This is a genomic window from Candidatus Methanoperedens nitratireducens (genome assembly GCF_900196725.1).
Taxonomy (GTDB): Archaea; Halobacteriota; Methanosarcinia; order Methanosarcinales; family Methanoperedenaceae; genus Methanoperedens; species Methanoperedens nitroreducens_A.
In genome coordinates this window covers 1-18537 of the sequence record NZ_FZMP01000013.1, presented here as the reverse complement: position 1 = coordinate 18537, position 18537 = coordinate 1, and the positions used below count along the sequence as shown (strand labels likewise).

Here is an 18537-nt window from a genome sequence, read left to right as displayed (position 1 = left end):
ATCAATTGAACTCCATTATCCTGTGCTCCATGCTCGCAAGATTGACGACCGTTGCTCTTGCAGGCATGGGCTGGAGGTTCATTCTTTTCTGGAATTCGGTCTGGCTCTGCCACGTACCGCTGTTGATGGTCAATACATTTTTGTAGCGAGAAACCCCGACCGTGTGGACGTGTCCGCAGTGAAGTATATCGGGTATGGGATCGATCACGAAATGGTCTTGTTTTTCAGGCGCGATTGATACCCTGCCGCCGTATATGGGCGATAAGTGCCTCATTCTCAGCATCTCCGTCATGGGTTTTGATGGTTCGGAATACGAAAGCCCGGGAATGCTTGCAATGATGTCATCCATTGACCTGCCGTGGTATATCAGGACTTTGACGCCGCCTATTTCGACCATGGAAGGATTCCCGACAAAAGCGATATCGCTCCTGAACATCCTGGTTATCTTCTCCGGGAAGCGCGGCTGGGGTTCAGCCTGCCTTACTGCATCGTGGTTACCCGGTGAAATAATGATCTTTATGTGTTTTGGGACGGCGTTCAGGTACGCGGCAGCTCTCTCGTACTGTTCGTAAATATCTAAAATTGCCAGCTCCTTATCCTGGTTCGGGAATACGCCTATCCCGTCTACCACGTCTCCTGCAATTACAAGATAATCGATATCATCGCCCAGCCAGTCCGCGAACTTAAGCCACGCATCTTCAAGAAAAGTCTTGCTGCCAACATGTATATCGGAGATAAATACGGCCTTTCCCCCCGGCTTGCCTCCCGCTGGCACGGACAGACCATCAAACGCTGCCCTGTAATTATTCGGGATATCGGGTCTTATTACCGCGTTCGCGAACATCAGATTGCCGTCACTGGAAAGCGTGCCTGTTACTCCTATCACTTCATCCAGCAGTATGCTCTTTGACTTATCGAACAGTTCCTTGTCCTTTTCTTTATGGATCAGTACAGCTATCGTCCCCGTGGTATCTTCCACTTCAATGAGTTTATGCCCTTTCGCCGTGGTCCTGATATCCAGGACCATCCCTATTACGGATAGCGGCTCTCTTGTGTCCATATTCCGTCTCTTCAGGCTCTCAATCGGTCTTGCGCTTATTCTTTTCCGCAGCATATCACCGAGCAGGCTGTGGCGGTGCTTGAAATACTGGACGAAATCAGTGTATTCTCCTATGCAGGTTGACTGGTTGGTTATATCCGAGAGTATTGTGACGGGACTGCTCTTGATTTGCTTTTCTTTTTCAGGCCTGTTGATAGCGTTTAGAGCCTTGATATGTTCTGTTCCAACTACCATTACCGAGCTGTCTACTGATTTTAATACATCCTGTAGCTGCTCGGGCGATGCACTTGTCCTTAATATATCAAGCGCTTCAGGGTCTACAAGTAATCCAGATTCTGCAAATATCTGGATTATTTCACCAGTCTCCATACCCTGAGTTTATATCTGTGAACTGGGATAAGATTTTTGCTTGGCTACTCTGGCATTAAAATGGGGTAATCTTTTATACTTCTTTTGATTTATTAGATTCACAATGCCTTTAATGGAAAAAATAAAAGAATTTAACAAAAGTGATAATCCCTGGGTGGGGCTGCTTAGGGATATTATCTCCGTGGTCTCAGTTGTAGTTATCTTTGCTTCTTTATCCCAGATAGCTCTCGGGCTCTGGTCACCCATGGTCGCGGTGGAGAGCGGCAGTATGATACCTCATATACAGATTGGGGATATTATTTTTGTCGAGGGCGTAGACCGTACCAACATTACTACGTACGAGGTTGGAAAACAGAACGGCTACACATCCTTTGGTGAGCCCGGCGATGTTATTTTATACAGACCTTACGGAAAAGAGGGGGCTACGCCCATCATCCATCGAGCCATGTACTATGTTGAAAAAGGAGAGCCAATGTGGACCGATGGTCCTCCTGCCCCCCATGCGGGTTACATTACAAAAGGGGACAATCCGAAAACCAATCCTTTATACGACCAGCAGGGCAGCATAAGTGCATACCAGCCAGTTAAAAAGGAGTGGGTAATAGGAGTTGCGCGATTCTACAGGGTTCCTTTTGTTGGCTATGTTTCACTTCTTCCCAGAAAAATGTTAGGCGTATAGTTTTGTCTGGTTAGGAGGTTTATACCCTTCAAGCTGTTTCAGCCTGTAATCCTCGAAAAGTACCTTTGTCGTGCTGTCTATCGGGACGCTCAGCGATATTTCCTTCGTCCTGCCGTACCTGCCTTTGCTCACCACTGTCGCATTCAGGATGCCCAGCATATCAAGCTCGGATATCAGATCCGTCACCCTGCGCTGCGTCAGTATCTCAACCCCGATTATCCTTGACATCTGTTTATAAACGTTGTACGCTTCTCCCGTGGTGATGTTGCTATCACCGTTGTAGCACAGAAGCACAGCGCTCAGTAATACGAGCTTGGACTGGGTGGGTAAGGTCTTGACGACCTCCACTATCCTGTCTGTCTCGATCTTCTCCTGTGCCTGCTTCACATGCAGCTCAAGGACCTTTGATGACTTGGCGCGCTCTGCGATTTCTCCTGATACCCTGAGCAGGTCAAGAGCCCTTCTGGCGTCGCCGTGCTCCTGTGCAGCATATGCTGCGCAAAGCGGGATCACCGTCTCTTCCAGTACTCCCTGTTTAAATGCCATTTTAGCTCTCTCCTGCAGAATGTCCCTTAACTGGTTGGCATCATACGGAGGGAATATTATCTCTTCTTCCCCGAGCGAGCTTTTCACTCTCGGGTCAAGGAATTCGGTGAACTTCAGATCGTTTGTTATACCAATAAGACTGACCTTTGCTTTTTTAAGGTCCGAATTTATCCTTGTAAGATTGTAGAGTACGTCGTCTCCCTTATCTATGAGCTTATCCACCTCATCAAGCATTATTATCGCAATGCGCCTGTCCGAATCCAGCGCATTCTTGAACTCCGTATATACCTGGTCGGTCGGCCATCCTGTCATCGGGATTTCCTTCTCCAGGAACCTGGCAAGGGATGCCAGCAGACGGTACTGCGTGTCCACGACCTCACAGTTTATGTAGATCACAACGCAGGGATTACCATACACCTCACCTGTTCTTTCAAGCTCCTGTCCGACATGCTTGGCTACTGCCGTCTTGCCTGTCCCGGTTTTCCCGTATATCAGGACATTTGACGGCGTTTCGCCCCTTAGAGCAGAAACCAGAACTGTTGCCAGAGCTTTAACCTGGTCACTTCTGTGAGGAAGATAATCAGGCGTATATGTCGAACGAAGAACTTCCCTGTTCTCGAAGATATTAACTATAGTAAGCATATCCTCAAAGATTCCCTTTATTGTTATTGTTCCGTTTTCCAAATACTTCGACCCTCCATAGTAAACTGTTGCAACGGAAGGAAAGGTATTAAGACTTTTGGTAATGACCCCTTTATTTCCACTGGACAACTTCCGGTTTCCCGGTTATTATTCCCATTTGATACCGTCGCCTCATAGTTATTTTCGTTTCTATACTCTTTATTGTTCTGATTCTTCATCATATTTTTTTTGGATGACCCCTTTAATTCCGATGGAAACTACAGGGAAAGACCTACCCCATCATTTCGACTGGAACGCGAATAACCATTCTTTTCGGATGATTGACATAACCCACTAAACCATTGTGTTTTACTTTAGCGTTAACTATATTTAAAGTTTTGTATTTTTGTAAAAAATATATAGTATGTAATGAAAGTATGTGATAAACGATGTGATAAACGTAATGAAAATAACTGATGATAAGTAATCGGTAACCGGAATCTTTTAAAAACCAGTTAAAAAGCCTACAAAATCAAGCAGATTCCGCTTCCAAACGAAATGAAGGGGTTGGTATAGGAATCTGGAACGTTTTTACTGCTCGACCGGCATGCGCAGGAATATCATCTATCCACCGGTATCGTTTCTAACTGGCTTGAGAGACCCCAGATCAAAGTCCTAGTATGAATGGGCACATTAGGGTCATTACCTATCTCATCAAGCTTGGAAATCACCAGTGCAGCTCTCCGCGACGGTGGCTCTTTCTCGTTGGATAGTATGTTTTTCATGTTGTCAGCATTGCGTCTTATGTTTCTTGGGACTGAGTCATCATTGATAATCCTGTCAAGTACATCAATACATTGCCTTATTATTTCGGTTGGGTTTTCAGGCACGGTTATCACTCCAGGCTACCTTTATAAATGAAGCTGTCCATAATTATACTCCTGTATGAAAAGACTTTCGGTGATAAATCATGGCTGAAACCGACGAGAACAGGAAACTGCAGATGATTACAAGACTCCTTGAAAAAGGCGGAACGATGCTGGCAAGCCACCATGAATGTGGCTCCCCGTTGTTCCGGTACCAGGGGAAAGTGCTCTGCCCTGTGTGCGATTTCCAGGAGAAAAACCAGGAACGAAAAATAAGACCAGAAAAAAGATCAGAAAAAGAACCCGGGATGGCAGAGAAAACAGTAGAGCGTGAAGGGATAAGGCGCGAGGTCATTCCGGTAATGGAGCCCCAACCGGCTGAGCTCTCTCAGGTCGCTGCACTGACGCAGAGCAAAATCCATGGCATTGCAGAAAGCCTCGAAAATGAAACGGACCTTCAAAGGGTCAGGGAGAAGCTGGAATGCATTGAGCTTGGAATTAAGATACTGAAATTACTCGGGTCTTAGCTTTTATTTTCTTCGCCTTTATTTAGCCCTTGTTTAGTCCTTATTTAACCCTTATTTTTCCTGCGTTTCAGGATGTATTCTGATAGCCTTTTCTTTATCTGCATATACTCCACGTCCGATAGCCCGATGGACGTAAGCGCCCCATCCCTGAGGAAACAGGGTTTGGTTATCTTGCAGCACCAGGTCATGCTGCCAAAACATGTCCCTTCCCCGTACTCTATCGGGGTTTTACGGGCAAATTCTGTTTTGATCTTCATGAATTCCTCGGCTGTTATGCCGGCCTGTTTCAATGCCCCATGGAGGGCGCAGGGCTTAACAGGCAGGCAGCAGAAGGCAAGAGCTCTTAAATCCCCGCCTCCGCAGATATGCTTTGGCGCATTATACCAGCCGGTCAGCTTCTGGAAGGATGAGACCTCGCTGACAAGGTTATCTATAATACCGGGTTCGGAAAGGGCGGCACGCGCCACGGATACCATATCGGCGCCGTGAGAGAACATATCTTTTGCGCTCTCAAAATCCACGACCGAGTTATTACCTATGATAAACAAGCCTGTCGAGTTGCGAACGCGTTTTATAACCCTGATATCGGCACCCGGAAAATCCTGCATTTCGCCACTCTGAGGCATGGCATCTATATGTATGATATCAGCCCCGGCACTCTCGATAGCTCTTGCAAGTTCAACGTCGTTGACCACATTTGCACGTGTTTTAACCGAGAGCACAACACCTGTTTTTTTTATCTCCCGGATATACTCACAAAGCCCTGGCGCATCTTTTAATAATGCTTCGCCCACTCCAAGCTCCAGCATCTCAGGCTGCCTGCAATGCGCATTTATCTCAAGTATCGCGCCTGACTTTTTAGCCAGATGGGCAGCCTCGATGTAAGGTTCTATAGTTGCAGCGCGTACGTTAACAGCGACCGTTGTCAAGTCCTTTGCAGCTTCAAGTTCGCTCTCCAGGAATTCCATCGGCTCTTTAGACACGAATTCCTTTCTTCCGCGCGCTATCTCTTTTTGTGCAGCATCGTTCGTCCTATCATCCAGGTTGTAGCTGCCCAGTACGATCATCCCGGCGTTCCTGAACCTGAACGCGAACCTGCTATCCGTTATCCCTGCCATGGGGGCAAGGGCGATAGGATTTTTAGGTGTTGCATAGCCGATTTTTATGTCAAACAGATTTCCGGTCACATAAACCTCATTAGTCACTGTTAAATACGGACTTTCTTTGTGTTATTAGATTGTGTTATTAGATCATGTCATTAGAGTTTGCATCCAGTAGTTCGTATCCTTTATGAATTTTACGCTGATATAATTAATTTCTCATATGAATTCTTCAGTAAGTCCATTATAAAACAATTTCATAAGCTTTTTATATCTATACTCCTTTTTAAAGCAAGTAATATATCAGGTGAATCAAATGGCATCAAACGCGTTTTTTGATAATTATTTACCAATAGCGATTCTTACGGTCATTGGCTTTGTTTTCGTAGCGATCTCCTTATTCATGTCAAGAATGGTCAGGCCCAGCAACAAGACCAAGGAAAAACTATCTATCTACGAATGTGCAGAAGTGCCTGTGGGGGATGCCAGGATACATTTTAATATACAATACTATTTGATCGTTATTGTTTTCCTTATATTTGATGTGGAGGTTCTGTTCTTATATCCCTGGGCTGTGCAGCTTAAAAAGCTCGGAGGTCTTGGATTTCTTGAAATGGTCATTTTTATAGAGATACTTATAATCGGTCTTGCATATGCCTGGAGAAAGGAGGCATTAGAGTGGATCCAGTAACTATTGATACGACAAAATTCAGACCGGTCAGGAAAAAACCGGAGACGGCGCTTGAAAAACTGGAAGACACCGGGCTTATCAGCACGGTTCTTGCTGCAAGGGAAAGAAAAGGATTGATCCTTTTAACAACGATAGACCAGGTTTTTAACTGGGCGCGTTTGAGTTCTCTCTGGCCGGTCACTTCAGGTCTTGCCTGCTGTGCGATCGAGATGATGGCAGTGGCCATGGCGCACCATGATATTGCACGTTTCGGGATGGAGATATTCAGGGCAAGCCCCAGGCAGGCGGATCTCATGTTCGTCGCAGGTACGGTGACAAAGCGGATGGCGCCAAGGGTCAAGCAGCTCTACGAAATGATGCCTGACCCCAAGTGGGTCATATCCGTAGGCAGTTGCGCGAATACAGGCGGGCCCTACCATGAATCATACGCGGTACTCAGGGGCGTAGATAATATTATTCCTGTGGACGTGTACATCCCCGGATGCCCGCCGCGACCGGAAGCCTGGTTATACGGGGTACTCCAGTTGAGGGAAAAGATCAAGAACGAAGGCTATGGTGCAAAATGGGGGCTGAACAAATGAACGCAGCGGAGGAATTAAAACAGACAATGCCGGCATCGGTCGTGAGCACGGGCATGCAGGTCGGGAAGCCCCTTGCGCTCATCAAAAAAGAGGATATGCTGAAGGTCGCGGCGAAAGTAAAAGAGATGGGCTTTAACCACCTTTCCGTTATCACGGGGATAGATTATGTGGACAGGTTCGAAGTCATTTATAATTTCTTTTCCTACGGGAAAAAAGAGAATCTTGTACTAAAGGTCATTCTTGACCACGAAGCTCCTGAAGTGGAATCGCTCACATCACTCTGGAAAGGGGCGGACTGGCTTGAGCGTGAGACGTACGATCTCGTGGGGGTCAGGTTCACAGGCCACCCCAATCTTATCAGGATACTGCTGCCTGAGGGCTGGAAAGGCCACCCTCTCAGAAAGGATTATGATATGAGCGTGGAGCAGTTCGTGACAGTCGGAGAGGACGGGGAAGACATCGTGAGTACCGACGGGTCCAATCTGTTGAGGAGGAAGTAGCATGGAGACAGATGAACTTCTCATAAACATGGGACCTGTTCATCCCAGTACCCACGGTGTGTTGCGGTTCAAATTAAGGATGGACGGAGAGATAATCAAAGAATGTACGGTCGTTATGGGTTACCTGCACCGGGGAACGGAAAAACTGGCTGAGATGAAGACATACCTGCAATTCATCCCTTATACGGACAGGCTGGATTACATCTCTGCCATGCCTAACAACTATGCTTATGTGAAGGCAGTTGAAGAGCTTGCAGGCATAGAAGTCCCGTTGAGGGCAGAGTACATCCGCGTTCTGACCGTGGAACTTAACAGGATAGTCAACCATCTCGTATTCATGGGCTCTCTGCTGCTGGATCTTGGTGCATCCACAGCTATAATGTACGGCTTCAGGGAACGGGAAAAGGCTCTCCAGTTGTACGAGATGCTCTGCGGCGCAAGGATGACTTTCAGTTATTTCAGGATCGGCGGGGTAAGAGACGACCTGCCAGATGACTTCATGCCAAAGCTCAATGAGTTCATAAAAGATATGGAGAAACGCATAGAGGACTACAAGGAGCTGATAAATGGTAATGAGATATTCATGATGAGGATGAAGAACATCGGAGTGATAAGCGCGGAAGAAGCCATCAATTATGGCATGACGGGTCCGTCTTTGCGAGGCTCAGGTGTAAATTACGATATAAGGAAAATAGAGCCTTACTCCATATACCCGGACCTTGACTTTAAAGCATGCGTGCATCAGGAGTGCGATAGTTATGCCAGGTACATGGTCAGGATAGATGAGATGGAAGAGAGCCTCCATATTTTAAGGCAAATTGCAGACACCATGCCTAAATCGGATGTCATAGCCACCCAAAAATACGGTGTAGCTCCTGTGACAGGGATGCCGTACACCGCCCAAACTTATTTCCCGCGGATATTTACACCCCCTGTAGGTGAAGCTTACAGCAGGATCGAGGCGCCAAAAGGAGAACTGGGCTTTTATGTTGTAAGCGACGGCACAACAAAGCCGTACCGCGTTAAGATACGCTCGCCTTCCTTCTGCAACCTTACTGCGATACCCAAGATGGTGGTAGGACTTAAAATCCCTGACCTGATAGCTGCTTTTGGTACGATTGATGTAGTTCTTGGCGATGTGGACAGGTGAACAAAAATGATAACAAACGCTTATGAATTAATAGTATATATTTTAATTACTATAGGGGTTTATGAGCCAATAAACAACTTCTTCAAGAGCTTCGGAATGGAGTATATTTTAAAAATCATAATCATGCTTGTGGAGCTAGCAGTCCTGTTTGTTTTCGTCCTTGTCACAGTGATGTTTTTGACGTGGATGGAGCGTAAAGTCGTTGCAATGATCCAGTCAAGGTATGGGCCTATGGTAACAGGACCGCGCGGGCTTCTCCAGCCAGTTATGGACGGCGTAAAGCTCATAGGAAAAGAAGACATCATCCCTGAAAAGGCGGACAGGTGGATATTCACTCTCGCACCGTTTATCGTGTTCGTGCCTGCGCTCCTTGTGTTCATCCCTATCCCGTTCGGCGAATCCCTCATCATATCCGACCTGAGGGTGGGACTGCTCTATATCATAGCAATCTCGCGATATCGCCAGTGGCTATCCTGCTTGCAGGGTGGGCATCCAACAATAAATACTCATTAATGGGTGCAATGAGGGCTGTAGCGCAGGATATCAGCTACACCATACCACTTGCTCTTACAGCGATAGCAGTGGTACTTTTCACAGGCTCGCTCAGCACAGTGGATATAGTCGGAGCTCAGGCAGGAACATGGTTCGGGATAATTCCAAAATGGTTCATATTCATACAACCGCTGGGCTTTATCCTGTTCCTGATCGCTTCCATTGCGGAGATGGGGCGCATACCTTTTGACTTCCAGGAATCAGAGCAGGAGCTTGTAGCCGGGTTCTTCACGGAATACAGCGGAATGAAGTTCGCAATGTTCTTCCTTGCTGAATATGCACATCTGTTCGCTGTCTCGGGAATAATAGTTACTCTCTTCCTTGGAGGCTGGACCGGACCGGTGCTCCCCTTCATTCCGGTCCAGATAACTTCGCTTGTATATTTCCTGATCAAAACCTATGCCGTGATATTCTTTGCAATGTGGTTAAGAGATACGGTGCCCAGGGTGAGAATCGACCAGTTGCTCAACCTCGGCTGGAAGATTATGATACCATTGGCCCTGTTGAACCTTCTGGTAACCGGGTTCGTTGTAACTGCAGGAGTGATCCAATGACCTGGATAAGCAAGAACTGGACGATGACCGGTATAATAACCGGGCTCATTGTTACTTTAAAGCACGTGCTGCACATCGGAAACAGACCTACGGTAACAGTCCAGTACCCGTATGAACGGATGAAGCTTGCACCCAGGTTCAGGGGCAGGCATTCAGTTGATGAAGATGCCTGCATCGGCTGTGGCATATGCGAGGTAAATTGTCCTAACAGCACGATCAGGATTGTCAAATATAAAAACAGATGGTTCCCGGAATTTAACCTGGGAATGTGCCTTTTCTGCGGTCTGTGCCTTGATGCCTGTCCGATGAACGCTATTAAAATGGATGGAGGCTACGAGCTTGCGGATTATACCAGGGAGAGCCTGATTTACGGTCCTGACAGGTTGCTGTTCAAGAAAGAGGTGAATAAATGATAGACTTTGTATTTTTGATTATTGCAGTTCTCACGATACTCTCATCGATCATGGTGGTCCAGTCTAAAAAATTAGTCCACAGCGCCGTATATCTTGCAGGCTCCCTGATCGGCACTGCAGGGCTTTTCATCCTTCTTAAGGCAGAATTCGTTGCATGGGTTCAGGTGCTTGTCTATGTCGGGGCGGTTGTAACGCTTATATTATTCACAATAATGCTGACAAGGAAAGGAGAGGAAGAAAATGCTCAGTAAGCTCCCCAATCTTCTGATCGCGCTGCTGCTTTTCGCCGTGTTGTTCGTGTCGATCGACAATAGTAACAGGGTCTGGGCAGGAAAAGAGGATGTAAATTATATCGGTATAGAGAATATAGCAGGTGGTCCGGGTATCAGCGGCGGGATATTCAGTGATTTCATCTTTTCATTTGAACTCCTCTCACTGCTCCTGATAGCAGCATTGATCGGCGCCCTGTACCTGGCGAAAAAGGAGGCATAACCATGTCATTGTACGCATATCTTTTGATCTCAGCGATCATATTCACTGTAGGCGCGTACGGCATAATCACGCAGAGAAGCGGCATCAAGATCCTGATGTGCATTGAACTTATGCTGAATTCCGCGAACCTTAACCTGGTTGCGTTTTCAAGTTACAACAATAATTCAACCGGTCAGGTGTTTGCCCTGTTCTCCATCGCAATAGCAGCGGCAGAAGCGGCGATAGGGTTTGCGATACTTGTTGCATTGTTCAGGGTACGCGATACGATCAATCTTGATAATATCAACATCCTGAGGTGGTAAGATGTTCAGTGACTACGCTGCATTAATAGTATTATTGCCGGTACTGGCATTTGTATTGACCCTTTTCCTGGGCAAGAAACTCCCATCCGGCGGGGCATATCTTCCAATCGCGGCAATCCTGGGGTCGTTTATCATCTCTTTTGGCACTTTCCTTGAGATATATCCGGATAAAACAGTCCAGCAATCATGGTCATGGTTCGCGGGCATGAATCTTGGCATACTGATCGACCCGCTCGCTATCGTTATGCTAATGATGGTCTCGTTCGTCAGCCTGCTCATCCACATCTACGCCGTGGGATACATGGCGCACGACCCTGCAAAGCCGCGGTATTTTGCCGAGACTTCGCTGTTCACCGCAGCCATGCTCGGTGTGGTATTATCCGATAACATACTCCAGTTCTTCATAGCATGGGAACTCGTGGGGCTTTGCTCTTATCTCCTCATCGGTTTCTGGTATCACAAGCCGTCAGCGGCAGCCGCTGCGAAAAAGGCGTTCCTCGTTACAAGGGTGGGCGATGTGCTGTTCCTTGCAGGTATCGTCCTCCTTTATTTCAATATGAGCGAGGTAATCGTAAGCCGCGCGTTCAGCCTTGAGCCGGGCAATTTTATCCTGCAGTTCAAATCCATGTTCGCGGCAATACCGCACATAGACCCCGGACAGTTGACTCTTATCACTTTACTGTTCTTCGGCGGTGCCGTGGGAAAGAGCGGTCAGTTCCCGCTTCACGGCTGGCTGCCCGATGCAATGGAAGGTCCGACGACAGTATCTGCGTTGATCCATGCGGCAACGATGGTTACCGCTGGCGTGTATCTTGTCGCCAGGACGTTCCCGATGTTCGTAGCGGCACCCAATTCCCTTCTTGTGGTGGCTTACATAGGCGGGTTCACAGCACTTTTCGCCGCAACAATGGGACTTGTGATGAATGATATTAAAAGAGTGCTTGCATACTCGACCGTGAGCCAGCTCGGATATATGATGCTCGCGCTTGGCACGGCAGGTGCAGTAGTCGGTGCAGAAGCCGTGGGCATATCCATGTTCCACCTGATAAGCCACGCATTCTTTAAAGCGCTGCTTTTCCTGTGCGCTGGAAGCGTTATCCATGCTGTGGGAACAAATGATATCCGCGAAATGGGCGGGTTGTTCAGCAAAATGAAAATCACCGCCACCACCATGCTTATTGCTGCGCTGGCACTTGCAGGCATCGGCATCCCGTTCATTAATATAGGCACAGCAGGTTTCTTCAGCAAGGATGCAATAATAGAGGGGGCTCTGGAATACGGGGAAGTAAAAGGGGATATGATTCCTTATGGCTTAGCCATTGTTGCAGCGCTTCTGACATCTATATATATCTTCAGGCTCTGGTTCATGACCTTTACAGGAACACCACGTTCTGAGCGCCATTCGCACGAATCGCCCGGTGTTATGACGGGCCCGTTAATGATCCTGGCTGTATTTGCACTACTATTTGGCTTCTCACATTACGGCTTCTATGATTATGTTGGCAGGAACTTTGAATTAATGGAAGTGGAAATCCCGGTTCATGAAGGTGAAGCTTTCCACCCGTCAGACATAGTAATCCTGCTTCCCGTCATTGTAGGGGTTGTCGGTTTCCTGATTTCGTATTATATTTATTACCTGCGGAAACTGGATATGAGTAAGATCGTCTCTTCTGAGAACCCGATTTATAAGCTACTGATAAACAGGTATTATGAGCCAAAGATAGCCGCGGATATAATAGGTGTGAAATTAACCCATAATGTTGCGGCTCAATCCGGTGAATTCGTGGACAGGAAGATAATTGATGGTCTCATAATCGATAATACCATCAGCAGCACTGCGTTCAAACTGGGTGAAGTGGTGCGGAGATTGCAGACAGGGGTTGTTCAGAATTATGCATCTGTTATAATCCTGGGAATAGGTTTGCTTGTAATTTTGCTTATGCTCAGAGGTGTTTAAAATGGCTGGTTTAATCTCTTTAATGATACTCATTCCTTTAATCGGTGCGATAATCACGTTTTTGACAAGAACAAGGGAGCAGGCACGCGCAGTAGCGTTTCTGGCATCGGGAATTTCGCTTGTGCTTTCGCTTGTGCTTTTCATGCGGTTTGACGGTTCATCCTCACAGATCCAGTTCCAGGAGATGTATCCCTGGATCAGCAGCCTCGGTATAAACCTGAAGTTCGGTCTTGACGGAATAGGAATGCCGCTCGTCCTTCTTTCAACTATAATTATTCCCCTTACGATTATATTTGCATGGGGTGAGACAAAACAGGCAAACCAGTTCTACGGCCTGATACTGCTTGAACTGGTCGGAGTGCTTGGCGTTTTTACATCCCTTGACTTCTTTGTGTTCTATATCTTCTGGGAAATAGTCCTTATCCCGATGTACTTCCTGATAAGCATCTGGGGAGGGCCGAGAAAAGATTACTCGGCTATAAAGTTCTTCATATATACGCATGTAGCGAGCCTTGTGATGCTGCTTGCGATATTCTCCCTCTTCTTTAATGCCTGGCAGCTCACCGGAATCCCCAGCTTCGATATGTTTACTTTGCTGAAAAATTACCAGGTGATTGAATCCTCGCTGTTAAAGGACGCGATATTCCTTGCGCTGCTGTTCGGTTTTATCGTGAAGATGCCTGCGGTGCCATTCCACACATGGCTTCCGGATGCGCACGTGGAGGCTCCGACAGCGGGCAGCGTCATACTTGCAGCATTGCTGCTTAAGATGGGAGGATACGGGTTGTTCAGGATAATACTTCCCCTTCTTCCGTATTCCGGTTCGCCCAGCTATCTTATTACTATAATGGCGATAATCGGTGTTCTAAGCATTCTTTACGGGACATTCCTGGCTCTTGCCCAGCGCGACCTCAAGAAGATGGTGGCATATTCAAGCATCAGCCATATGGGCTATGTTACGCTCGGCGCAGCCGCACTTATCCCGCTTTCGGTGAGCGGGGCGATGTACCAGCAGTTCTCACACGGGCTTATCACAGGCATATTGTTCATGTCCTGCGGCGTTATCCAGCATGGGGCGGGAACAAGGATAATAGGAGACCTCGGAGGTATAGCAAAACACATGCCGAAACTCACGTTCCTGATGCTTGCAGGATTTTTAGCATCGCTCGGGCTGCCGGGGATGAGCGGGTTTATCGCGGAATTCCTGATACTTGTCAATTCGTACTTCACATTACCCACGTTCGTGATACTTGCGCTCTTCGGCATAGTGTTCACCGCGGGTTATCATCTATGGGCGATGCAAAGAGCGGTATTTGGCACGTATAACGAAAAACTGGGGCACATCCATGATATCGCCACTTACGAGATGGTCTCCATGGCTATACTTGTACTGCTCGTGATATTCTTTGGTCTTAACCCGAATCCCGTTCTTAATATGATGACCACGAATGCAACGCAACTGGTTGAATTCGTCTCTCTAAAAGGAGTGATAACATGAGCTTTGTTTTACTTGCTCCGGAAATACTGCTTACAATCCTGGCTCTGGTAATTATACTGCTTGGTCTTTTGATAAGTGATAAATCCAAGAATATGCTGGGGTATATCAGCGCCGCGGGCCTGATAGCTTCTCTTGTGTATATTGCAGGTGCAAAAGGCGAGGGGAGCTTTTTTTACAACGCGCTCGTAGTTGACCCGCTATCGCAAATCTTCAAGCTGATATTCATAATAGTATCACTTCTGGCTGTAATAGCTTCGATATCATACTTTAAAGACAACCGCAACCAGGATGAGTACTACGCCCTGCTGCTCCTTTCTACGGTCGGAATGATGGTAGTGGCATCAGCGAACGACCTTGTTGCATTGTTCGTAGGATTTGAACTTGCAAGCATGTCAACGTATGTACTTGCGGGTTTTGAGAAAAAGAATCCCACCTCCCTTGAAGCCGGATTGAAATATTTTATAATAGGTTCTCTTTCTTCGGCATTGATGCTGTTTGGCATGTCGCTGGTGTACGGTATAACAGGTTCTACGAATATTCCCGCCATCGTAGAGTATTTCAAGATAAACCCCACAGCAGCGATCACGACGCTTAATATAATCGCGCTGATATTCCTGGTGGCAGGGTTTGCGTTCAAGATGGCGCTTGTCCCGTTCCACATGTGGGCGCCGGATACATACGAAGGTTCGCCGACGGTTGTTTCCGCCCTGCTTGCGGCAGGCTCAAAGAAAATGGGATTCGTCGCCGCCTTCAGGGTTCTCGTACTCGCGCTCGTGGCGATACGTATTGATATGCAGATGGCGTTCGCCATCCTTGCAGTAATAACCATGACCTACGGTAACATTGTCGCCATCTCCCAGAGGAGTATCAAGCGAATGCTGGCGTATTCATCCATCGCGCAGGCAGGTTACATATCGCTGGCGTTCGTGGTCGCAACCCAGATGTCCATAGGCGGAGGCATATTGCTGGCTCTGGGTCATGCCCTGATGAAAGGCGGCGCGTTCATTGCAGTCGGAGTGGTCGCGTATATGGTTCTATCTGATAACAAGAATGCAAGGAACACGGATAACCTTGAGAACTTCGCAGGACTTGGGAAACGCGCGCCGATAACAGCTTTTTCGCTGTTAGTGTTCTTCCTGGCACTGGCAGGTATCCCTCCGTCCGCAGGGTTCATCGGGAAATTCGTGCTCTTCTATTCGGTAACGGTCGAGGCTGTAAGACTGGCAAGCAGCTGGCTTTTGCTGGTCGTGATAATAGCCATACTGAACAGTGCGCTATCCATCTATTACTACGCGCGCGTAATAAGATACATGTATGTGCTACCCCCGACCGGAGAAAAAATAAAAGAGCCGGCACCATACGTGATAGCGATAGTGCTGGCTGTGATAGGAACTATAGGTATCGGTTTGTATCCCGAACCCTTTATCAGATGGGCAATGGATGCGGCAAGAGTATTAGGAGTGAGCTAAAATGGCAGATTGTGAACTATGCGGCGTGGCAAGACCCACGCTATGCCCTGTGAAAGTGAACGACCCGAGCGTTAAAGCGGCATACCCTACAGGTACGTGGAGAGGCATCAACGAAGAATGCCTCAACAGTTGCCATGAGGCGAACCTTAACAGGGTGCCTGTGAACGGTGCAAAGAAATGTGATCTGTGCGGTATAAAGAACGTACCTTTTTTCCTGGTCAGAACCCGGGTACCGATATTCCATGAGCCTTACCACAGGGAAGTCGATAAAGCCCTCTGCGAGAGCTGTCTTGAGGCGTGCGAGGAAACGTTAAAACGGCGTGAGGCTGAAAAGGAAGAAGAGCATCACCATTAATTACTATTAACGTTTAACATTTTTATTAACATTACTTGGAGACTTTTTCTGCGCCCTCATACTCTGACGGGCATTTCGTCAGCATCTTATAGGACTTAAACACATCATTATCAAATTGTCCCGTCGCTACGACCTGGATATCCGTATAATCGGGAGGGATATTCGGTTTGTCTCCTATATAAATCACGTCGATCGTCGCGATGCCGTCGGTCATCTTAAAAGTCAGCGTGCGGTTAAGCGAATCCCATTTATCAGTACCGATGACAAGGGAGCCGTTAACATTTATTATCTTATCCGTGAGGTTCTGTTTTGCTGCTACAGCCTCGCTGACCTCGTACTGGTTCGCGATCACGCCTGATGTGAACGCCAGGTAGATCAATAGCACTGAGACTATGGAAAACCCGAGTACAAAACGATGTTTTTTATTCATTTTATTCATTTGTATCTTTACGAATTACATTGTGTTTCGTTGTCTTAAATGTTTCTTATTCGTTTTGGATTGGAACCAGAGTTGAGAATCTGACCTCATAAGTTGAAAATCTGGAACTTTAATCGCAGCATAAAAATTGAAATATAAAGAAACTCATTAGTCATTTAGCAAAGGAGATTTGAAATGTATATGAAAATATGGGGTTTGGAAAGGTTAAAAGAAATGGGACTTCCTTATCCTCCATACCAAGTTATCTCCATTAATGAAGATAATCCAGAGAATATTGAGAGATATATCCTTGAGAAAATAAGATTAGTAAATGTGCCAAATATTAAAAATGATAGGATTGGTGTGACTATTAGAGTTTCATTATCGGAAGATCCTGATAGGGGAGGGCATGGAGGACTTCATGTTACGGAAGAAGAAGAAATATTAAAGGAAGTATTAAAAAAACATGAACAATATAAACCGAAGGAGAAAATCATTCTTCAACACACGGTAGATGCAAAGTGTTCTGGTGCAACTAGAAAAGAGAATGGGAAGATCACTATCGAAACCATACCTGGCGATGCACCTCCTTTACTTGAAGGCAAGACGAGTAATTTCGAGAGTTGGAATTATTATTTAAATGAAAATAAATGGTTAAAAGATCGCTCATATATGCTTAATGAAAAAGAAATTCAAGTTTTGATCAAAATAGAGCGTGAATCTTTATTAGAACCAGTGATTAATTTTACAAATGATGTTTATTTGGAATGGTCGATATCTAAAAAAGGGCAGATTTTTTACTATGAATATCTCGAATTTTCCGATGCAAAAATTAATATTTTATAAACTAAATTAGTTATGGCTGATATGTTAGGTAAATGTTTTGCTTTAGAAGGCTTAGAGTGTTCAGGGAAAACAACCTTGTTCAAGCACTTGCAAAAAAAATATGAGAACACTAATATAGCTTTTATTCCGGAAGCTGCGGCACATTTTTTTGATAAATATGAAACTAATCTCAATGGCAATTCTGCGGTGGAAGTTGGATTCATGACTTACAATTCGATTGCTTTTGACAAAGCCTATACATGCATAAACGAAGGATACAATGTTATTTTTGATCGCAGTTGGCTCTGCCAGCTAGTCTATTCCCAAGCAAGGGCTCTTTTAAATTCTGATTATAATTTTAATACAAAATATATCGAGTACCAAGAAGAGTTTTTTAAAGATTATTATCCAGAAGTTTTTGAAAATACGATAGTGGTTTATTTGGATTTGCAAATAGATATCATATTAAATCGAAAATCTAAAAGCACAAGCAGGCATCCAAACCAACAGAAATTTGATACGGAATGGCTGAAGAACGTTTATATGATATACAACAATCGGTTGAACAAAGCCCAAAAAGCTGGTTTAAAAATAGAAGTTATAAATAGCGATAAGCCTGTAGAAGAAGTTGCTATGGATTTTGATCGGCTTTTCAGGAAATATGCTTCAAATATAAAGCATAACTCCAAATCAAAAACTATTTTCGTGCTTGGAAAAAAAGGGATACAATGACAATTCTATCATCAAAAATAATATTACAAAGAATGCTCAAAGGACTTGAAGGGACTGATTACCTTGATGAAATAGAACAAGAATTCTCTCCTGGAGTTATAGTTAATAATGAAGAATTGGCGGAGAAAATTCTTGAAACAGATGATGAAAAAAGGCGAAAATTTTTTGAAACCTTTGAGATTAGGGTTGAAGATATACGAGGTATAGCCAAGAAACTTCATAACATTTCGAACAATGTGAAAAAAGAAATGGGCACCAGTATGATTTTGGGGCACTAAGA

General features: G+C 45.8%; 22 protein-coding genes and 1 pseudogene. 18 read left to right on the top strand and 5 right to left on the bottom strand.

What is annotated here, in order from left to right; all coding sequences use genetic code 11:
* Nucleotide 1: 1 nt before the first annotated feature.
* A complete protein-coding gene (locus MNV_RS01500; protein WP_096203616.1) occupies nt 2-1429 on the bottom strand; it encodes a DNA-directed DNA polymerase II small subunit in 1428 nt (475 codons plus the stop codon).
* A gap of 103 nt (nt 1430-1532) precedes the next feature.
* Here MNV_RS01500 and MNV_RS01495 point away from each other — a divergent pair, with 103 nt between their 5' ends.
* Nucleotides 1533-2108: a signal peptidase I gene (locus MNV_RS01495; protein ID WP_096203615.1), complete on the top strand. Its 576-nt coding sequence runs from the start codon at nt 1533-1535 to the stop codon at nt 2106-2108.
* Here MNV_RS01495 and MNV_RS01490 read toward each other — a convergent pair.
* Nucleotides 2097-3338: an ORC1-type DNA replication protein gene (locus MNV_RS01490; RefSeq protein ID WP_096203614.1), complete on the bottom strand. Its 1242-nt coding sequence runs from the start codon at nt 3336-3338 to the stop codon at nt 2097-2099. The two genes, MNV_RS01495 and MNV_RS01490, sit on opposite strands and share 12 nt — an antisense overlap.
* Before the next feature lie 557 nt (nt 3339-3895).
* Complete coding sequence (locus MNV_RS01480; RefSeq protein WP_394336522.1) at nt 3896-4174, bottom strand: UPF0147 family protein; 279 nt, start codon at nt 4172-4174, stop codon at nt 3896-3898.
* 71 nt (nt 4175-4245) lie between these two features.
* On the opposite strand from MNV_RS01480, the gene MNV_RS01475 reads away from it, so the two are divergent.
* Nucleotides 4246-4668: an Sjogren's syndrome/scleroderma autoantigen 1 family protein gene (locus MNV_RS01475; RefSeq protein ID WP_096203612.1), complete on the top strand. Its 423-nt coding sequence runs from the start codon at nt 4246-4248 to the stop codon at nt 4666-4668.
* 44 nt (nt 4669-4712) lie between these two features.
* Here the strand turns inward: MNV_RS01475 and MNV_RS01470 are convergent, their stop codons facing one another.
* Nucleotides 4713-5855: a methanogenesis marker 9 domain-containing protein gene (locus MNV_RS01470; RefSeq protein ID WP_096203611.1), complete on the bottom strand. Its 1143-nt coding sequence runs from the start codon at nt 5853-5855 to the stop codon at nt 4713-4715.
* 229 nt (nt 5856-6084) lie between these two features.
* On the opposite strand from MNV_RS01470, the gene MNV_RS01465 reads away from it, so the two are divergent.
* From MNV_RS01465 to fpoO, 13 genes and pseudogenes are all read left to right on the top strand, one after another.
* Nucleotides 6085-6459 (top strand): NADH-quinone oxidoreductase subunit A, encoded by a 375-nt coding sequence (locus MNV_RS01465; protein ID WP_096203610.1) that lies wholly within the window; start codon nt 6085-6087, stop codon nt 6457-6459.
* Nucleotides 6447-7040 (top strand): NADH-quinone oxidoreductase subunit B, encoded by a 594-nt coding sequence (locus MNV_RS01460; protein ID WP_306453611.1) that lies wholly within the window; start codon nt 6447-6449, stop codon nt 7038-7040. Before MNV_RS01465 ends, MNV_RS01460 begins: the two co-directional genes overlap by 13 nt.
* Nucleotides 7037-7540, top strand: coding sequence for an NADH-quinone oxidoreductase subunit C (locus tag MNV_RS01455; RefSeq protein WP_218837849.1), 504 nt, complete (start codon nt 7037-7039; stop codon nt 7538-7540). Before MNV_RS01460 ends, MNV_RS01455 begins: the two co-directional genes overlap by 4 nt.
* Nucleotide 7541: 1 nt before the next feature.
* Nucleotides 7542-8690 (top strand): NADH dehydrogenase (quinone) subunit D, encoded by a 1149-nt coding sequence (gene nuoD, locus MNV_RS01450; protein WP_096203609.1) that lies wholly within the window; start codon nt 7542-7544, stop codon nt 8688-8690.
* Nucleotides 8691-8696: 6 nt separating this feature from the next.
* Nucleotides 8697-9796, top strand: a pseudogene (gene nuoH, locus MNV_RS21105) (NADH-quinone oxidoreductase subunit NuoH).
* On the top strand, nt 9793-10209 hold the full coding sequence (locus MNV_RS01440) for a NuoI/complex I 23 kDa subunit family protein (protein ID WP_096203608.1): 417 nt from the start codon (nt 9793-9795) through the stop codon (nt 10207-10209). Before nuoH ends, MNV_RS01440 begins: the two are co-directional and overlap by 4 nt.
* Nucleotides 10206-10460 carry an NADH-quinone oxidoreductase subunit J family protein gene (locus MNV_RS01435; RefSeq protein ID WP_096203607.1) on the top strand — a complete coding sequence of 85 codons (255 nt, stop codon included), beginning with the start codon at nt 10206-10208 and terminating at the stop codon, nt 10458-10460. The genes MNV_RS01440 and MNV_RS01435 overlap by 4 nt, the downstream gene beginning before the upstream one ends.
* Nucleotides 10450-10701: a hypothetical protein gene (locus tag MNV_RS01430; RefSeq protein ID WP_096203606.1), complete on the top strand. Its 252-nt coding sequence runs from the start codon at nt 10450-10452 to the stop codon at nt 10699-10701. The genes MNV_RS01435 and MNV_RS01430 overlap by 11 nt, the downstream gene beginning before the upstream one ends.
* A gap of 2 nt (nt 10702-10703) precedes the next feature.
* The gene (gene fpoK, locus MNV_RS01425; RefSeq protein WP_096203605.1) at nt 10704-11003 is read left to right on the top strand and encodes a F420H2 dehydrogenase subunit FpoK; all 300 of its coding nucleotides are present in this window, start codon (nt 10704-10706) and stop codon (nt 11001-11003) included.
* A 1-nt stretch (nt 11004) separates the two neighbouring features.
* Nucleotides 11005-12960 (top strand): NADH-quinone oxidoreductase subunit L, encoded by a 1956-nt coding sequence (gene nuoL, locus MNV_RS01420; RefSeq protein ID WP_096203604.1) that lies wholly within the window; start codon nt 11005-11007, stop codon nt 12958-12960.
* A gap of 1 nt (nt 12961) precedes the next feature.
* Entirely contained in the window at nt 12962-14458 is a 1497-nt protein-coding gene (locus tag MNV_RS01415) for a complex I subunit 4 family protein (RefSeq protein WP_096203603.1), read from the top strand.
* Nucleotides 14455-15927 (top strand): NADH-quinone oxidoreductase subunit N, encoded by a 1473-nt coding sequence (locus MNV_RS01410; protein WP_096203602.1) that lies wholly within the window; start codon nt 14455-14457, stop codon nt 15925-15927. Before MNV_RS01415 ends, MNV_RS01410 begins: the two co-directional genes overlap by 4 nt.
* Before the next feature lies 1 nt (nt 15928).
* Nucleotides 15929-16282, top strand: a complete 354-nt coding sequence (gene fpoO, locus MNV_RS01405; protein ID WP_096203601.1) for a F420H2 dehydrogenase subunit FpoO — start codon at nt 15929-15931, stop codon at nt 16280-16282.
* Between the two features lie 31 nt (nt 16283-16313).
* Here fpoO and MNV_RS01400 read toward each other — a convergent pair whose 3' ends face one another.
* Nucleotides 16314-16712, bottom strand: a complete 399-nt coding sequence (locus MNV_RS01400; RefSeq protein WP_179293736.1) for a cytochrome c maturation protein CcmE domain-containing protein — start codon at nt 16710-16712, stop codon at nt 16314-16316.
* Between the two features lie 183 nt (nt 16713-16895).
* On the opposite strand from MNV_RS01400, the gene MNV_RS01395 reads away from it, so the two are divergent.
* Genes MNV_RS01395 through MNV_RS01385 form a run of 3 tightly spaced genes read left to right on the top strand, consistent with a single transcriptional unit; the run spans nt 16896 to nt 18535 of the window.
* Nucleotides 16896-17546, top strand: a complete 651-nt coding sequence (locus MNV_RS01395; protein WP_096203599.1) for a hypothetical protein — start codon at nt 16896-16898, stop codon at nt 17544-17546.
* A 12-nt stretch (nt 17547-17558) separates the two neighbouring features.
* Nucleotides 17559-18257: a deoxynucleoside kinase gene (locus MNV_RS01390; protein WP_096203598.1), complete on the top strand. Its 699-nt coding sequence runs from the start codon at nt 17559-17561 to the stop codon at nt 18255-18257.
* Complete coding sequence (locus MNV_RS01385; protein ID WP_096203597.1) at nt 18254-18535, top strand: hypothetical protein; 282 nt, start codon at nt 18254-18256, stop codon at nt 18533-18535. Before MNV_RS01390 ends, MNV_RS01385 begins: the two co-directional genes overlap by 4 nt.
* Nucleotides 18536-18537 lie beyond the last annotated feature (2 nt).

Bases quoted from the DNA above. Each gene is read 5' to 3' on its own strand.
- MNV_RS01385 (WP_096203597.1), top strand. From the start codon at position 18,254: ATGACAATTCTATCATCAAAAATAATATTACAAAGAATGCTCAAAGGA.
- MNV_RS01430 (WP_096203606.1), top strand. From the start codon at position 10,450: ATGCTCAGTAAGCTCCCCAATCTTCTGATCGCGCTGCTGCTTTTCGCC.
- MNV_RS01455 (WP_218837849.1), top strand. From the start codon at position 7,037: ATGAACGCAGCGGAGGAATTAAAACAGACAATGCCGGCATCGGTCGTG.
- MNV_RS01500 (WP_096203616.1), bottom strand. From the start codon at position 1,429: ATGGAGACTGGTGAAATAATCCAGATATTTGCAGAATCTGGATTACTT.
- MNV_RS01475 (WP_096203612.1), top strand. From the start codon at position 4,246: ATGGCTGAAACCGACGAGAACAGGAAACTGCAGATGATTACAAGACTC.
- MNV_RS01395 (WP_096203599.1), top strand. From the start codon at position 16,896: ATGTATATGAAAATATGGGGTTTGGAAAGGTTAAAAGAAATGGGACTT.
- MNV_RS01465 (WP_096203610.1), top strand. From the start codon at position 6,085: ATGGCATCAAACGCGTTTTTTGATAATTATTTACCAATAGCGATTCTT.
- fpoO (WP_096203601.1), top strand. From the start codon at position 15,929: ATGGCAGATTGTGAACTATGCGGCGTGGCAAGACCCACGCTATGCCCT.
- nuoL (WP_096203604.1), top strand. From the start codon at position 11,005: ATGTTCAGTGACTACGCTGCATTAATAGTATTATTGCCGGTACTGGCA.
- MNV_RS01495 (WP_096203615.1), top strand. From the start codon at position 1,533: ATGCCTTTAATGGAAAAAATAAAAGAATTTAACAAAAGTGATAATCCC.
- MNV_RS01400 (WP_179293736.1), bottom strand. From the start codon at position 16,712: ATGAATAAAAAACATCGTTTTGTACTCGGGTTTTCCATAGTCTCAGTG.
- MNV_RS01410 (WP_096203602.1), top strand. From the start codon at position 14,455: ATGAGCTTTGTTTTACTTGCTCCGGAAATACTGCTTACAATCCTGGCT.
- MNV_RS01415 (WP_096203603.1), top strand. From the start codon at position 12,962: ATGGCTGGTTTAATCTCTTTAATGATACTCATTCCTTTAATCGGTGCG.
- nuoD (WP_096203609.1), top strand. From the start codon at position 7,542: ATGGAGACAGATGAACTTCTCATAAACATGGGACCTGTTCATCCCAGT.
- MNV_RS01390 (WP_096203598.1), top strand. From the start codon at position 17,559: ATGGCTGATATGTTAGGTAAATGTTTTGCTTTAGAAGGCTTAGAGTGT.
- MNV_RS01440 (WP_096203608.1), top strand. From the start codon at position 9,793: ATGACCTGGATAAGCAAGAACTGGACGATGACCGGTATAATAACCGGG.
- fpoK (WP_096203605.1), top strand. From the start codon at position 10,704: ATGTCATTGTACGCATATCTTTTGATCTCAGCGATCATATTCACTGTA.
- MNV_RS01435 (WP_096203607.1), top strand. From the start codon at position 10,206: ATGATAGACTTTGTATTTTTGATTATTGCAGTTCTCACGATACTCTCA.